This is a genomic window from Desulfofundulus salinus, assembly GCF_003627965.1.
Lineage (GTDB): Bacteria > Bacillota > Desulfotomaculia > Desulfotomaculales > Desulfovirgulaceae > Desulfofundulus > Desulfofundulus salinus.
Genome location: NZ_RBWE01000001.1, coordinates 688,546 through 704,141, shown reverse-complemented (window position 1 = coordinate 704,141; position 15,596 = coordinate 688,546). Strand labels below are relative to the sequence as shown.

Genomic DNA, 15,596 nt, shown 5'->3' with positions numbered 1-15,596 from the left:
GGAATTCCATAAAAGTCCCTACAACTGCTGGGTACGGTCATCGGGGTACTGGTAATCCAGCATGCTGTTTACAATTTCCGCAAGCAGCATTTCCCCACCCCGGTAACCCACAATGGGACGTTTTTGATAACCGAAGCGGTCGTAGATGGGGAAACCTACCCGCACCAGCGGTACCTGCAGCTCACGGGAGATGTCCACCGCCCGGGAATTACCGATAATCAGGTCCAGGCGCGGTTGTTTTTTCAGGTACTCCTCAAACTCGAAAAGGTCGCCGCCATTGATGATCAGCGGCGGTTCGCCTTCGTAGCCCGCTTCGGCCAGGATGGCCTCCACATCGTGGACGAAGGTCTTGCTGGCCGTACCACCGGCCAGGGCCACCGGCTCCATCCCCATTTCCAGCACGAAGCGGGTGACACCGAGTACTATATCAGGATCCCCCATGACAGCCACCTTTTTCATCATGGTGTGGTGCAGGGTGTCGGCCAGGGAATCGACTAACCGTCCCCTTTCCTGTAAGAGGCTTTCGGGGATGGGTTTTCCGGTTATCTCCCGCAGCGCCTTTAAAAAGGCATCGGTACCCTGTACCCCAACCGGTGGTGGACCAACCACGGCACGCACGCCGTATTTGCGCTCCAGGTAGCGGGCGCCGGCCTGACCGGCGTGGGGCTGCAGGGCAAAGGTGGCCAGCGAATTGGCCATGTCTCTGATTTCCCCCACCGCAGTACCCCCAGGAGGATAGTAGGGGACGGACATTGGCGGCTCCAGGGGAGCGTCCAGGGTATCGGAAATGTCAAAGAGCACTATCGCCTCCACACCCATGTGGCGCAGCAGGTGCTTGATTTCCCGGATGTCGCCCGGGTAAAATAGACCCGGAATGATGTTCACCTTGCCGTTGGGTTCTCCCCTGGTGGTGGCCAGGGTCTCCACAAAGGCACGGGAGGCCCGGTCATAACCTTCCACATGGGACCCGGCAAAGCTGGGGGTGTTGACCAGCACTATGGGGATCCGGTCCGCTTTCTCAGGTCCGATCTCTTTACGCAGGTTGGCCCTGGCCATTTTAATAAAGCTGACCATATCGTCGCCGATAATTTCACTGGAACAGGTGGTCACCACACCAATCAGCTCCGGCCAGTAACGTACCACCAGGTTGCGAATGCCTTCCACCAGGTTGCGCCGGCCGCCAAAAACCGCCGCATCCTCATGGAAAGAGGCGGTGGCGATAACGGCCGGTTCCTTAAAAATACGGCAGAACGTATACCGTACGTAAGTGGTACAGCCCTGGGCACCCTGGACAAAAGGGATCGCCTTCCTTACTCCCAGCACCGCCCACATGGCTCCCAGGGGCATACAGGTGCGGTTGGGATTGATCACCACAGCCCTGTTGGCGGAGGGAATCAACTCCGCCGGACGCTCACAATACTCGGGCGCCGCCGGGACTTTTTCGATCTTTATCTGATCGTAAGGTATGCCCGTAACGGGAATTTCCTTCAGCTGCATGACCCTTCCTCCTCGTCTTTTGCCGGAGCACCATCAATGCCCCACTGGTATTTCCAAACCGGTGCGTAAAGAGCCTGGTAGATATCCCGGGCGAAATTAACCATACCGACAAAGCCGGCATAAGGACCTTTTTCGTAGGAGTGGGAGTTTACCGTGGGAATGCCCATCTTGCGCGCGATATACTTTTCTTTCAGCCCGGTTAAAAACAGGTCCGGCTTTTCGGTCTTGAGCATCTCTTCGATCTCAAACTCGTTGGGGTTGTCAATAACCAGCATTCCCTCCGGCGCCCGGGCGTTGATCTTTTCATAGTCGTCTTCGTGGGCAAAGGTGCAGGCGACGGCCACCACGGTCATCCCCAGTTCCTCCATCAGCTTGATCCAGTGCCATACCCGGGGGCCGCCGACGTAAATGGCCACCCGCTTGCCCTTTAACTTTTCCCGGTAGAAAGCCAGGCTCTTTTCCACCCGCTTCATTTCCCCGGCAATCACCTTCTCGGCCCGCTCCTCCAGGCCAAAGAAAGCAGCGGTTTTCCGCAGCGCTTCTGCAGTCTGCTTAATCCCGAAGAGCGAGACGCGGATAAACGGAATGTTAAACCCGTCTTTGATCATGTGGGCGATATATTCGGCGGAACGCTGGCAGTGCACCACGTTTAATTTCACATCGGGCATCTTGACCAGGTTTTCGATGCGCTCGTTGCCGCTGAAAACGGCTGCAATGCGCACGCCGATTTTCTCAAAGAGCGGTCTGACTATCTTTAAATCCCAGTCCATGTTGTACTCGCCAATCAAGCAGATGTCATAGGGAGTTTTCTCTTCTTCGGACATTTTCAGCTCCGGACGACGCTCCCTCAACTGCCGTATCTGCCGGTAAAACTGGGTGTTAAAGTCGTGGTGCCCCCTGGACTGGCTCACCCCGGAACAACCCGGTGATTCGGAAGTGAAGATCAGCTTGCCGGTTTTCTTTTCCACCTGCCGGGCTATCGCCTGCACGTCGTCGCCGATCAGGCCTGTAGTGCAGGTGGTAAAAATGATCAAACCCTTTGCCTCGGGGAACAGCCGGATGGCTTCCAGGCAGGCCTGTTCCAGCTTTTTCATGCCCCCGAAGACAACGTCTTTTTCCTGCATGTCGGTACACATGCAGTAGCGGCGGTTGAAGGCGACATTGGTCAGGCGGGTGGGCGTAGCCCAGGGATAAAAGTCGGATAGATGCCGCCGTGTACCCCACGTGTACCAGGCGCAACCTGCCGGCGCGTGAACCAATTGAATGACGTCGGAAATTGGTCCGCCCACGACCCCGCGGGCACCGGCAAAAGCTCACCCGCGCTCGGTCATATCCCCCGGAATGGTGGCGATATTACAGGCGGGAATTATGGATTTCTCCTTTTCTGTGCGGTAAATATGCTTATCCCGCTCGGGAATCGTTTCGTTGCACTTCATTCTTACCACAGGCATGATTTCATTCCTCCCCTCACGTCTTTCGCGACAGCCGTCCTCCCGGCCGGACGGACCATCTTTCACCTTCATTTAAGCGTATAATTCCCGGACGCTTTATGACCCGTCCTGTTATCAGATGGCTGCCGGGCCCTTTTCCCCCGTGCGTACCCGGACTACCTCTTCTACAGGGCAGACAAAGATGCGCCCGTCTCCTATCCGGCCGGTACGGTTGACTTTGATGATTGCAGCCACGACCAGTGGCACGTCCCGGTCGTCCACCACCAGGGAAATCATCCGTTTGGGCACGTATTTCATCCCGCCCTCCTGCTTTTCCAGTTCGGGGCTGACGGCAAAGGTCACTTCACCCGTGATTCCCTTCTGCTTGCCCCGCCCCACCACCTTGCAGGCGTTCAGACCCGGAAAACCCAGCACGGCCAGGGCTTCTTTAGTAGCGTTTATTTTATTGGGCCTGATAATGGCAATTACTTCCTTCATGGTATATTCACCCCCATGCAAAATCCACCGGAGAGTGCCGGTGCCAGCGGCGTTTTACCGGCCTCCGGCAAGAATCCGTTAACCTCCCGCGGCTTACAGCCCCGCAGCACCGGTGCGTACGGTGTAGGCCTCATCCACCGGGGTGATAAAGATTTTCCCGTCACCGAAGTTTCCGGTATAACCAGCTCTGGTAACGATTTCCACTACTTCTGCCGCCTTGCCGTCCTCCACCACCAGCATGATCATCACCTTGGGCAGCTCGTCGTAGTATATGCTGCCCACATGAATGCCCTTTTGCTTGCCCCGCCCAACCACATCCATTTTGGTCAGGGCTACGTATCCAGCTTCAGCCAGGGCGTCCACCACTTCCTCACTTTTTTCGGGACGGATGATGGCCCTGATCATTTTCATACTATAACCTCCCCGGTGTAACAATTTTTTCCTCATTCCTCTGAGGCTTCATTTACATATGCCGCCTTTACATTTCCACTCCGTTACTCCAGCAGGCCGTATTTGACCACCAGGCTCTCCATCTCGTCCATGGTCATGGGTTGCGGAATGACGAACATATCGTTATCAATAATTTTTCTGGCCAGCTCCCTGTACTCCCGGGCCTGGTTGCAATTCGGATCGAACTGGGTCACCGTCTGGCGGTTAAATTCCGCTTTCTGGACGATATTGTCCCGCGGGATAAAGTGAATCATCTGGGTACCTATTCTGGAGCAAAACTCTTCCATCAATTCCCTCTCCCCATCAACGTTACGGCTGTTGCAGATAATACCCCCCAGTCTGACGCCGCTCTGTTCGGCATACTTGACCATACCGCGGCAGATGTTATTGGCGGCATAAAGAGCCATCATTTCCCCCGAAGCCACAATGTAGATCTCCTGGGCCTTCCCTTCACGCACCGGCATGGCAAAACCACCGCAGACAACGTCACCCAGTACGTCGAAAAAGATGAAATCCAGGTCCGGCGTATAAGCACCCAGCTCTTCCATCAGACTGATGGCCGTGATTACACCCCTACCGGCACAACCGACACCCGGTTCCGGCCCCCCGGACTCGACACACTTGATCCCGCAGAACCCGGTCTTTACCACCCGGTCGATGGTCACTGCGTCCTCTCCGAATTCCCGCAGGGTATCCATCACCGTCTCCTGCGGCTTGCCGCCAAGAATCAGCCGCGTGCAGTCCGCCTTGGGATCGCAGCCATGGATCAAAACTTTTTTCCCATAGAAATGGGCCAGGGCGGCAGCGGTATTTTGCTGGGTGGTGGATTTGCCGATGCCACCCTTTCCGTAAATGGCAATTTTTCTGGTCATGATCAGCCCTCCATATCTTTTATTTAATGTAAAAAGGTGCCGTTTCCCCGGGGGGATACCGGCACCTTTGCCCGCAACAACTTCACTGTTCACTAAATTTAAGAGGCGCCACGGGATTAGAGGGAGGAGGGAAGATCCTTTAAACCCGGGGCGCCAATGCCAGTTCTCAAACATCTTTGTTTTAACGCCAGGAAAACCTCACCTGCGAGTAGCAATTGCCTTTTCCAGAGAATCATCAGATGGCACTTTCACCGGTTTCACCGGTACGAATGCGAATGGCGTTTTCCACCGGATAGGTAAAGATCTTGCCGTCGCCGATTTCACCGGTACGTGCGGCTTCGGTAACCAGCTTTACCACCTCATCTACAAATTTATCGGCAATGACAATCTCCACTTTGATTTTGGGCAGCAGGTTAATGCTGTATTCCGTACCCCGGTAGACCTCGGTACGACCCTTTTGCAGGCCACAGCCGATGACCTGCGATACAGTCATACCATGTATGCCAAATCTTCCTAAAGCATCTTTAACGTCTTCCAACTTACCGGGGCGGATGATGCATTCAATTTTGGTCATTGAGGTTCCCCCTTTACTTCCAGTAGTCCATGTCCCGGGAAAAAGCAGCTTTAATTTATCTTACACACCGGCTTCCCTGGTAGTGACCACGGTAGAATGAGAACCCGATAAGCTTTGAATGCGGCTCACCGGTGCGCCCAGCACCATGTCTGAGTAGGCATCCTCACCATGCTGGGTGATATCCAGACCCTGTACCTCTTCATCTTCGCTGGCCCGCAACTTGAAGAACAATCCCACCACCTTGAGGATGACGAAAGTCATAACGGCGGCAAACAGCCAGCTGGCCAGTACGCTGATAAACTGGATCCACAGCTGATGGGGGTTGCCAAAGAGCAGCCCGTCAACACCGGCAGGGTTAACAGCCCTGGAAGCAAACAGGCCGGTGGCCAGCGCGCCCCACGTACCGCCGATACCGTGCACGCCGAAAGCGTCAAGTGAATCATCATAACCCAGCCGGGTCTTGACCACGCTCACCGCCAGGTAGCAGACCACGCCGGCCACCAGGCCGATGATTACGGCAGGAATGGGACCGACAAAGCCGGAAGCGGGGGTGATGGCCACCAGACCGGCCACCAGGCCACTGGCGCCACCAAGCACGGTAGGCTTGCCGTGACGGATCCACTCGGCAAAGACCCAGGAGAGGGCTGCCGCTGCAGCGGCCGTATTGGTCACCACAAAAGCGCTGGCTGCCAGTCCGCTGGCCGAAAGGGCGCTGCCGGCATTAAAACCGAACCACCCAAACCACAGCAGCGCCGCTCCCAGGACCGTAAGGGGCAGGTTATGGGGCACCATCGGCTCCGAACCGTAACCCTTTCGCCGGCCCAGCACCAGGGCCGCGATCAGGCCGGATACGCCGGAGGAAATGTGCACCACCGTGCCGCCGGCAAAGTCCAGGGCGCCCAGGTTACGCATCCACCCGTCCACGCCCCATACCCAGTGAGCCAGGGGGTCGTAAACGAAAGTCGACCAGAGCAGGGTAAAGGCTACAAAAGCCGGGAAACGCATGCGCTCAGCAAAGGACCCGGTAATCAGGGCTGCCGTAATGACCGCAAACATCATCTGGAAGGCCATAAAAGCCAGGTGCGGAATGGTAGCCGAATAATCGGCATTGGGTTCTTGACCCACACCGTTTAAGCCAAGCCAGGAAAGGTCACCGATTACCCCCCCCTGGTCGGGACCAAAAGCCAGGCTGTAACCCCAGAGCACCCACTGCACCGAAATCAGGGCCATGATAAACAGGCTCTGCATGATCGTGCTGAGGGTATTCTTGCGCCTGACCATACCACCGTAAAACAGGGCCACTCCGGGCAGGGTCATGAGCATCACCAGTGCTGCAGAGATAAGTATGAATGCGGTATCTCCCGTATCAATTTGAGCTTCACCGGCCCAGGCCAGACCGGGTGCGGCCAGCAATACCAGAAGTAAAAGGTAAAGGCCATTCATGATTCGCCTGTACACTTACACCAACCTCCTATCCAAACCTACCCTGGTTTCTGCACCTCCAGCCGCTGCAGTCTCCTGACCCTGCTATAACGGCTGAAGATGACCTGTATCTTATCGCCCGGGGTGAACGGCGCCAATTCACCGGCCGGACGTTTCCTGCAAACGTAAAAAGGGTGCTTTAGCGGAACAACATTGCTCCCTTTAAAGCACCCTTGCTTTGAGCCCACGCTGGTATGATAAAAAGGCGCCCTTCAGAAGAAACACCTTCTGAAAAAGCGCCTTTGCTTGATCTCCACCATTGGATATACCGTTTGTACGGGATAAAACGCCTCCTAACGGAACCCTCCCTTAGAAGGCGCCCTTGCCTCCTTAGATACTCCCCTGTATCTGCCTCTGTTCAGATTATAAGTCAGGGAGAATTTGTTGTCAACACCTTTTTTAAAGTTCATAGACCTAGCCCCTTCCCTATCAACGTAAATTGTGGGTGCTTCACCCTCAAGCATCTTCTGCACGAAGATGGCCACCCTCAGCCTCACCATACGGGTCCCGCTGGGGCCCGTATATATTGCCGTAGCACAGGGCCAGATAAGGAAATTTTTATCTTAATACTTCCTTATTTTAGGAGCAGGTCGACCTAACAGAAATTTATGCGATATATCCCAACACTTGGTTAAAGCACTGGTTAACTGTATACTATTTGAGCCAAGAATGCGAACAATAACACCATACTTCTGAGTCAAGGAGGCACTACCAGTTAAGCCTGAAGTATCTTGTAAGGCAAAATGCAGGAGATCGCTGAGTTCCCTGGTTACCGCACTCGAAAAAATGGTAAGCTGTCCATAATAGGTGTAACCCTCAAACATGCCTAATACGTCAACTTTTTTATCCTTTGGCCGCAAGTCAAAAAAATCATAGTAAACTAGCTCCCCTTGGTAAAAAACCCTTGTTCTCCTGCTGTAGAAATCATATTGAAACATCTCACCTCTTTTCAAACGACCGGGAAACAATATTTCACCAATAAAAGCGCTACCACCCCTATCAATTATTATTTCTGTTTCACCAACAAAACGAGAGCCCGCAAACGGTATAACCGGGTCAGGAAAATATTCTAATAAAGCTCCTTCCTTAACCTTAAAACAATCAGTTGCAGCAGCATAATCATATTCCATACGATATATTTTTGTAGCAGCCTGTGAAGTGAGAAATGCTTGCGCGCCTGGCTCCAAAACTACATCCATGCGATAGCGATCTCCCTGTACCATCCCACCGGTCGGGTTCATGATGTAAAGAAATACTTCTCCACTAGAATCCAAATAAAAGGGCTTGGCAATTTTTAGCGGTGCGACGCAATAGCTATCATCGATATAGGTGAAGCCTTCTTTATGAGATAATTTGATATAAAGATGCCCTTGCTTCCCAATATGCAATGGACTTGAGATTGTGGTAAGTATCTCCTTTTTCATCGTAGATCCTCAAGAAGAGCATTTTTTCTTATCCAGGCAACGACCTTCTCCAACCCAGTCTCATTAACTAAATTTGTAAAAACAAAAGGCCGGTCTCCCCTCATCTTACGTGCATCCCGTTCCATTACTTCCAAGCTAGCTCCCACAAAGTGAGCCAAATCAATCTTATTAATCACCAGCAAATCTGACCTAGTTATTCCCGGCCCTCCTTTTCGAGGGATTTTGTCTCCAGCCGCAACATCTATAACATAGATACTGAAATCAACAAGTTCGGGACTAAAGGAAGCAGCCAGGTTATCACCCGCACTTTCTACGAAGATCAGATCAAGGTCTGGGAACTTTTTTGCTAACGCATCAATAGCTTCCAGGTTCATTGAAGCATCCTCACGAATGGCTGTATGTGGACATCCTCCCGTTTCTACTCCCACAACACGATCCGCGGGAAGAACACCATTTCTGATTAAGAACTCGGCATCCTCTTTGGTATAAATATCATTAGTTACCACCGCCATACTATAATCATTTACCAGTTGGCGTGTAATTTTTTCAATTAAAAGGGTTTTACCGGAGCCTACAGGTCCACCTATACCTATTCTAACTGGTTTCATTTTACTACCCCCCACCGATACTACTTTTATGACATAAATAAACGTGTATAAAGCCTTTCGTGTGCCATGCACCTTATCTCAAGAGCCGGCGCAAACGCTCCTAAGTCCCTTTCTTCAAGCTCAAGCACCTTATTGGCAGTTTCAATAATTAGTGGGTGAAGAGAAAAAAGAACGCTCTGGCCCTCCCTCTGTCCAAGTGGGACTAGTTTTATGGCTGCATTGACCATGCTAGCGGCAGTATTGTAAAGAAAAACCAGGTTGGCCTGCAGAGGGGGTAATCCAATGATTTGCATGATCAAGCCGAAAACAACAGCATGGTTACAGTGCGCAACACCCTTACTTACTTCCACAGAATACTTTTCAAGTAAAGGAGAAACCCAAAGTTGTTGAGCAATATTTAACATCGCCCTACCTATCCTCGTACTGGCTTCTCTAATTTCGTAACTGTTCTTTAAAGCAGTCATAAGCTGGTCTAAATGAACAATTGAATCAAAATCACGGACAAGAGCATACTTTTGGGTTAAAAAAACACCAAGGCAATCTGTATGAGCTAATACATAAATATATGTTAACATAAAGTCTCTCAAGGACGCAGCTGAAGTAATCACACCTTCCTGGACAAAAGTCTCCAAACCGTAAGAGTGGCTAAAGCTTCCAATAGGAAAAAGAGAGTCCGCAACTTGTAAAGCGCTGAGAAATGCCGAATCAGTGATGGTGCCCTGATAACCGACAGGCATGGGATATCCCCCGCTCGCATCTTTCTATATCGAACCCATTTCGGCACAAAAAGTCCCAGGTTGCAGAATCATAGGGAGTGATAACATCCTCACCCTCGATAAAGATAGGCAAATGGCGGTTTCCAAGGACATAACAGAGACGTCCCATTTCAAAAAGATCTTTGGGTCTAACTACAATGGCGTCAAGAGGTCTTAATTCCACGAGGATGAGTTTTTCCTCGTCCACATAAATAATATCCCCTTCATGCAGACTCCCTGTCTCAGACAGCACCAGAGCTATATCCGTACCTGTATCCGTGGTTTTGCGGATTATTCTCTTCCCGAGTTCATCCCAAGATAAATAGAGTCTCTCGACCCGGCGATTGGCACAAGGGAAGTTTTTTATATTACCCACTATCTTGCTAACAATCACACACCACCACCCCTTAAGACCACTAAAACAGGAAATATCGCTGAGCTAGCGGCAGTTCCCTTGCAGGCTCGCAGGTGATTAATTCGCCATCTACCCTTACTTCATACGTTTCGGGATCTACTTCAATCACCGGTGTAGTATCATTATGAACCATCTGCTTCTTTGTCAGGGTACGGCAGCTTCCTACTGGTGCGACTTTCTTTTGAAGCCGAAGCTTTTCCGAAATTCCACTTTCAAAGGCATATTTCGAAACAAAGGTCAAGCAAGTGCTATACTTTGCCCGTCCGTATCCACCAAACATTAACCTGCCTAAAACAGGCTGTGGTGTGGGGATTGACGCGTTGGCATCTCCCATTTGTGCCATGACAATCATACCTCCTTTAACCACCAACTCTGGTTTGACCCCAAAAAATTTGGGTTTCCATAATACCAGATCCGCTAGCTTACCCACCTCTATCGAGCCTACATATTTGGCGATACCATGTGTCAAAGCTGGGTTTATAGTATATTTGGCTACATAACGCTTTACCCGAAAGTTGTCATTATCGCCCACTTCTTGCGGTAAACGTCCTCGTTGTTTCTTCATTTTGTCTGCTGTTTGCCAGGTTCGTATTATTACTTCCCCCACTCTACCCATGGCTTGTGAATCAGAACTCATCATACTTAGGACGCCCATATCATGCAATACATCTTCTGCAGCAATCGTCTCGGGTCGAATCCGCGACTCAGCAAATGCTACATCCTCGGGCACCTTGCTATCCAGATGATGGCACACCATAAGCATATCTAGGTGCTCTTCCATAGTGTTAATCGTATATGGCATCGTGGGATTAGTTGAAGAAGGAAGTACATTTGGATAGGAAGCAACTTTAATAATGTCCGGCGCGTGCCCCCCGCCTGCTCCTTCAGTATGGTAGGTGTGAATAGTACGGCCGTTAATTGCCGCAATAGTATCTTCTACAAACCCGGCCTCATTCAATGTATCGGTGTGGATGGCCACCTGCACATCATATTCGTCAGCTACCCTTAGACAACAATCAATTGCGGCGGGTGTTGTACCCCAGTCTTCGTGAAGTTTAAATCCCATCGCACCTGCCTTTACCTGCTCTACTAATGGCTCAGGAAAAGAAGCGTTTCCTTTTCCCAGAAAACCCATGTTTACTGGATATGCCTCCGCCGCCTCCAGCATACGGTATAGATTCCATGGGCCAGGAGTACAGGTGGTGGCGTTGGTACCAGTAGTTGGACCGGTTCCCCCACCGATCATCGTTGTTATTCCAGCACAAAGCGCAGCCTCTACCTGCTGTGGACAAATAAAGTGAATATGAGTATCCACCCCACCAGGCGTAACAATTAAACCTTCCCCGGCGATAACTTCAGTACTGGCTCCGATGACTAAATTAGGGTCAACCCCTTCCATTAGATCTGGATTACCGGCTTTTCCGATACCGACAATTAAACCGTCCCTAATACCAATATCTGCCTTTATAATGCCCCAGTAGTCAACGATCAAGGCATTTGTAATAACCAGATCTAACGCACCGGCAGCTCTCGTCAACCTTGGTGACTGACCCATACCGTCGCGGATTACTTTCCCACCACCGAATTTACACTCATCTCCATACACCGTGAGATCTTTTTCAACCTCAATAAACAAATCTGTATCGGCCAGCCGAACTTTATCGCCAACGGTCGGACCGAACATATCGGCGTATTCTTTTCTACTTAATCTCAATACCATTTTCCGTAACCTCCCGATAGTAACCAAGTTGCTCGGCCTTTTCTAAGCATTGAATTTTACGCCTTTCTTCGCTAACCGTTCCCTCGGTCAGTTTGTTCAGACCGTAAATAGTCCTGAAACCCGCTAGAGCCACTAGGGTAACCTCTTTCTCCTCTCCCGGCTCGAAGCGTACTGCCGTACCTGCCGGTATGTTCAGCCTCATCCCAAAGGCCTTACCCCGGTCAAATCTCAATGCCCGGTTTACTTCAAAAAAATGAAAATGAGAGCCGACCTGTACCGGTCGATCACCGGTATTAGCGACCGTGATAGTAATTGTATAGCGCCCGTTATTGCAAATAATAGGAGTATCGGACAAAACATACTCGCCTGGTTTCATATTTGACCCCTACCTTATAGGATTGTGGACAGTAACAAGCTTAGTGCCGTCTGAAAATGTCGCTTCTACTTGAACCTCATCAATCATTTCTGCTACCCCCGGTAAAACATCATCCTTTTTGAGTACCTGAGCACCAAGCCGCATTAATTCGGACACCGTTTTACCGTCCCTGGCCCCCTCCAGGATTTCTGCACTGATGAGAGCAACAGCCTCAGGATAATTGAGCTTCAATCCACGGGCCTTCCTTTTTCTGGCCAGCTCACCCGCCAGGAAAATAAGCAGCATTTCCTGCTCCCGCGGGGTTAAATGCATTTAAGACTCCCTCCCTTTTTTACTAAATATGGTAGACTATACACCTAGATCACCAAGTACTCCTTTAAACTTTGTGATTTTATCTCTCTTGTCTCCCCCTGCAAAACAATTTGTCCCTTTTCCATAACATATAAATAATCTGCGATTCTTAAGGCAAAATCTAAATATTGTTCCACCAGCAGAACGGATACCCCTTTTTCTTTGTTTATCGATTTGATTACCCTCTCAATTTCTATTACTACAGACGGTTGAATACCTTCTGTCGGTTCATCAAAAAGCAAAACCCTCGGTTCTCTAACCAGGGCCCTAGCAATTGCCAGTTGCTGCTGTTGTCCGCCACTAAGATTCCCCCCCATGCGCGATAATAATCCTTTTAACATCGGGAAAAGATTTAAAACTTCTTCTAACATAAAACTCTGCCGCTTATCGAGTCCAACCACAAGGTTTTCGTAAACCGTTAAGTATGGAAAAATATCTCTCCCCTGCGGAACATAACCAATACCACGCCTGGCTCTTTCATCCGTCGAGTAAGTAGTAATATCTTCACCAGCTAAAATAACTTTGCCTTCTTTGATATGAAGCAAGCCCATAATACTTTTTAGTAAAGTGGTCTTACCCACACCATTACGACCTATAAGAGCAACAATGGCACCGTCAGGAACTTGTAGCTGGATATCTTTTAAAACGATACTTTCGCCATATGAAACGGTTAATCGTTCTACATTTAACATGGTTTATCACCACCCCGTCCCAAATACACTTCGACTACTTTGGGATCGCTTTGCACTTTGGTGATATTCCCCTCACTTAGTACTTTGCCTTCGTGCATTACAGTTATCCGCCGTGCGAACTGCCGTATGAATCCCATATCGTGTTCTACCACCAAAACGGAACATTCCCTAGATATAGTCTGAAGAAGTTCACCCATCTTTTGCCTTTCATCCTTCGTTAATCCTGCTACAGGCTCATCAAGCAATAATAGCTCTGGCTCTTGAACCAGCAACATCCCAATTTCAAGACGCTGTTTTTCACCATGGGACAACATGCCAGCTTTTAAGTGCATCTTTTCGACCAGCCACACACTTTCCAGGATTGACATTATCCTTTCCTTTTCTGCTGCAGTATTTTTGTGGAATAAAGCGGGTAAAATCCCTTTTTTCCGACGCAAGGCCAGGTCCAGATTTTCAAAAACTGTTAGATCCGTAAAAACCGATGGCGTTTGAAACTTCCTACCAATGCCAAGCAGGACCAATTCATGTTCCTGCTTCTTTGCAATATCAATATCCTCTTTAAAAATCACGCGTCCACTTGTTGGCTTTAACCTTCCACATATTACGTCCAGGAGCGTTGTTTTGCCAGCCCCGTTCGGTCCAACCAAAAACCGAAGCTCGCCATAATTCATACAAAAGTTCATTTTATCAATGGCCTTGAACCCATTGAAAGTCACGGTTAGGTTTTCCACATATATGACTGTTCCAGCCATAGACATCCACCTTATTTCTTAGAAAATTCAGCATGGCTTCGCATTTGTATAACGTAAGCGTAAAATAAACCCCACCTTGCAATCAGGTGGGGACATAATCTGGCTTATTTATTAACCCTGCACACAGGGGGCAGCGAATCGGACCAGGGGAGTAACTGATCCAGGGCGTTACTGTCTTTAGGGTCCAGGTTGGGAAGTTTTTCAAAAAGATAGCTGAGGTACTGGAAAGGATTCAACCCATTCTCCTTTGCCGTTTCTATGATGCTGTAAGTAATAGCGCTGGCCCGGGCACCCCGCGGAGTATTGGCAAACAACCAGTTCTTGCGGCCAATGACAAAGGGTTTGATCGACCGCTCACTCCGGTTGTTATCCAGTTCCAGGCGTCCATCCTGCAAAAAGGCAATGAGTTTATCCCACTGGCTCAGGCAATAGTTAACTGCCTGACCAAAGGAACTTTTGGGCAGTACCTGTGTTTTCTGGGTTTTAAGCCATGCCCAAAAGGCATCCAGCACGGGGCGGCTGCGCACCTGGCGGGCTTGATAACGCTCCTGGGGCGTTGCATCTTTCAAGTCGCGCTCAATGGCAAAAAGTTGGTTACAAAATTCCAGCCCCACCCGGGCGGCCACTGCTTTATTGCGTTTATCTTCCGGCAGGGCCTTTAACGCTTCATCAAACTTGCGCCGGGCATGGGCCCAGCAGCCCACCAGGGTGACATCCGGCAGTTCGTTGTAGCCGGCGTAGCCGTCAACGTGCAAGTAGCCTTTAAAACCTGCCAGGAACCGGCGGGGGTGCTTGCTGGCCCGGGTGGTCTGGTAGTCGTAGAGAATAATGGGAGGACCGTCCCGCCCGGTGCGGTAGAGCCAGAGGTACGATTGGGTTTCAGCAGCCCGGCCCGGCTCGCGGAGGACCTGCAGGGTTGTCTCATCGGCATGCAGAATATCCCGCTTAAGCAGGTGTTCATGCAGGCGATCGTAGATCAGGGTCAACCAGTTATTCGCTCCGTGCAGCACCCAGTTGGCAAGCGTCTGCCGGGACAGCTCCACCCCCAGGTGGGCAAACTGCTGCTCCTGGCGGTACAGCGGCAGACCTTCCCCGTATTTCTGGTTCATGATGTAAGCCATAAGCGAGGGAGAAACCATACTTCCGGGAAGTACAGGAGCCGGCATGGGAGCGGTGACAATGGGGGTGGTTAGCTCGTTGCGCTCGCAATGGCGGCAGGAATAAACGTAACGTACATGCTTGACCACTTTTACCTGGGCCGGGATGATCTGCAGTTCCTGTCGTACTTCGGTGCTCATTTCATGTAAAGGACCACCGCAGCACGAACAGACCCGCTCTTCTTCCGGCAGGCGGTACTCAACCGTTTCCACCGGCAGGTTATCGAGCACCATCTCCCGGCGGCCACGCTGTTTGCGGCGCTGGTAGGTGATGGTTTCGACAGCCGGTTCGGGCAAATCCGGCTGGGCTTCCACTTCCGCTTCATTAAAAAGCGAAAGCTGCTGGTAGCCAGAAGCGGTCCGTTCGCTGGAAACACCGAATTGCCGGTGTTTGCTCAAGCGAAGCTGCTCCATAAACCAATTCAGTTTAGCGGTCAGCTCGGCATTCTGTTGTTCCAACCATCTGCACTGCTCTTCCAGCTGTAGACAGCGGCTTTGCAGCTCTTCTATATTCATGGCAGCGATAGATTGCGAAGTAGTGTT

Annotated in this window: 18 protein-coding genes; all 18 read right to left on the bottom strand. The window is 50.6% G+C overall.

What is annotated here, in order from left to right; all coding sequences use genetic code 11:
- Nucleotides 1–18 precede the first annotated feature (18 nt).
- Complete coding sequence (locus tag D7024_RS03610; RefSeq protein ID WP_121450562.1) at nt 19–1,497, bottom strand: nitrogenase component 1; 1,479 nt, start codon at nt 1,495–1,497, stop codon at nt 19–21.
- Nucleotides 1,488–2,948 (bottom strand): nitrogenase component I subunit alpha, encoded by a 1,461-nt coding sequence (locus tag D7024_RS03605; protein ID WP_013824333.1) that lies wholly within the window; start codon nt 2,946–2,948, stop codon nt 1,488–1,490. The genes D7024_RS03610 and D7024_RS03605 overlap by 10 nt, the downstream gene beginning before the upstream one ends.
- Nucleotides 2,949–3,062: 114 nt before the next feature.
- A complete protein-coding gene (locus D7024_RS03600) occupies nt 3,063–3,425 on the bottom strand; it encodes a P-II family nitrogen regulator (protein WP_121450561.1) in 363 nt (120 codons plus the stop codon).
- Between the two features lie 93 nt (nt 3,426–3,518).
- On the bottom strand, nt 3,519–3,836 hold the full coding sequence (locus D7024_RS03595; RefSeq protein ID WP_121450560.1) for a P-II family nitrogen regulator: 318 nt from the start codon (nt 3,834–3,836) through the stop codon (nt 3,519–3,521).
- Between the two features lie 83 nt (nt 3,837–3,919).
- Complete coding sequence (gene nifH / locus D7024_RS03590; RefSeq protein WP_072867214.1) at nt 3,920–4,747, bottom strand: nitrogenase iron protein; 828 nt, start codon at nt 4,745–4,747, stop codon at nt 3,920–3,922.
- Between the two features lie 235 nt (nt 4,748–4,982).
- Nucleotides 4,983–5,321 (bottom strand): P-II family nitrogen regulator, encoded by a 339-nt coding sequence (locus tag D7024_RS03585; RefSeq protein ID WP_013824337.1) that lies wholly within the window; start codon nt 5,319–5,321, stop codon nt 4,983–4,985.
- A gap of 60 nt (nt 5,322–5,381) precedes the next feature.
- A complete protein-coding gene (locus D7024_RS03580; RefSeq protein WP_121452447.1) occupies nt 5,382–6,764 on the bottom strand; it encodes an ammonium transporter in 1,383 nt (460 codons plus the stop codon).
- Between the two features lie 332 nt (nt 6,765–7,096).
- Entirely contained in the window at nt 7,097–7,303 is a 207-nt protein-coding gene (locus D7024_RS03575) for a hypothetical protein (protein ID WP_121450559.1), read from the bottom strand.
- 63 nt (nt 7,304–7,366) lie between these two features.
- Entirely contained in the window at nt 7,367–8,227 is an 861-nt protein-coding gene (locus D7024_RS03570) for an urease accessory protein UreD (RefSeq protein ID WP_121450558.1), read from the bottom strand.
- The gene (ureG, locus tag D7024_RS03565) at nt 8,224–8,835 is read right to left on the bottom strand and encodes an urease accessory protein UreG (RefSeq protein WP_121450557.1); all 612 of its coding nucleotides are present in this window, start codon (nt 8,833–8,835) and stop codon (nt 8,224–8,226) included. The genes D7024_RS03570 and ureG overlap by 4 nt, the downstream gene beginning before the upstream one ends.
- Before the next feature lie 26 nt (nt 8,836–8,861).
- Nucleotides 8,862–9,572: an urease accessory protein UreF gene (locus D7024_RS03560; RefSeq protein WP_121450556.1), complete on the bottom strand. Its 711-nt coding sequence runs from the start codon at nt 9,570–9,572 to the stop codon at nt 8,862–8,864.
- A complete protein-coding gene (locus tag D7024_RS03555) occupies nt 9,541–9,984 on the bottom strand; it encodes an urease accessory protein UreE (RefSeq protein ID WP_121450555.1) in 444 nt (147 codons plus the stop codon). The genes D7024_RS03560 and D7024_RS03555 overlap by 32 nt, the downstream gene beginning before the upstream one ends.
- Before the next feature lie 22 nt (nt 9,985–10,006).
- Complete coding sequence (gene ureC / locus D7024_RS03550; protein ID WP_121450554.1) at nt 10,007–11,725, bottom strand: urease subunit alpha; 1,719 nt, start codon at nt 11,723–11,725, stop codon at nt 10,007–10,009.
- Nucleotides 11,706–12,101 (bottom strand): urease subunit beta, encoded by a 396-nt coding sequence (locus D7024_RS03545; RefSeq protein ID WP_121450553.1) that lies wholly within the window; start codon nt 12,099–12,101, stop codon nt 11,706–11,708. The genes ureC and D7024_RS03545 overlap by 20 nt, the downstream gene beginning before the upstream one ends.
- A gap of 9 nt (nt 12,102–12,110) precedes the next feature.
- The gene (gene ureA, locus D7024_RS03540; RefSeq protein WP_121450552.1) at nt 12,111–12,413 is read right to left on the bottom strand and encodes an urease subunit gamma; all 303 of its coding nucleotides are present in this window, start codon (nt 12,411–12,413) and stop codon (nt 12,111–12,113) included.
- Nucleotides 12,414–12,457: 44 nt separating this feature from the next.
- On the bottom strand, nt 12,458–13,144 hold the full coding sequence (gene urtE / locus D7024_RS03535; RefSeq protein WP_121450551.1) for an urea ABC transporter ATP-binding subunit UrtE: 687 nt from the start codon (nt 13,142–13,144) through the stop codon (nt 12,458–12,460).
- Nucleotides 13,138–13,896: an urea ABC transporter ATP-binding protein UrtD gene (urtD, locus tag D7024_RS03530; protein ID WP_341466939.1), complete on the bottom strand. Its 759-nt coding sequence runs from the start codon at nt 13,894–13,896 to the stop codon at nt 13,138–13,140. The genes urtE and urtD overlap by 7 nt, the downstream gene beginning before the upstream one ends.
- 104 nt (nt 13,897–14,000) lie before the next feature.
- Complete coding sequence (gene tnpC / locus D7024_RS03525) at nt 14,001–15,569, bottom strand: IS66 family transposase (RefSeq protein WP_165859389.1); 1,569 nt, start codon at nt 15,567–15,569, stop codon at nt 14,001–14,003.
- Between the last annotated feature and the right edge of the window lie 27 nt (nt 15,570–15,596).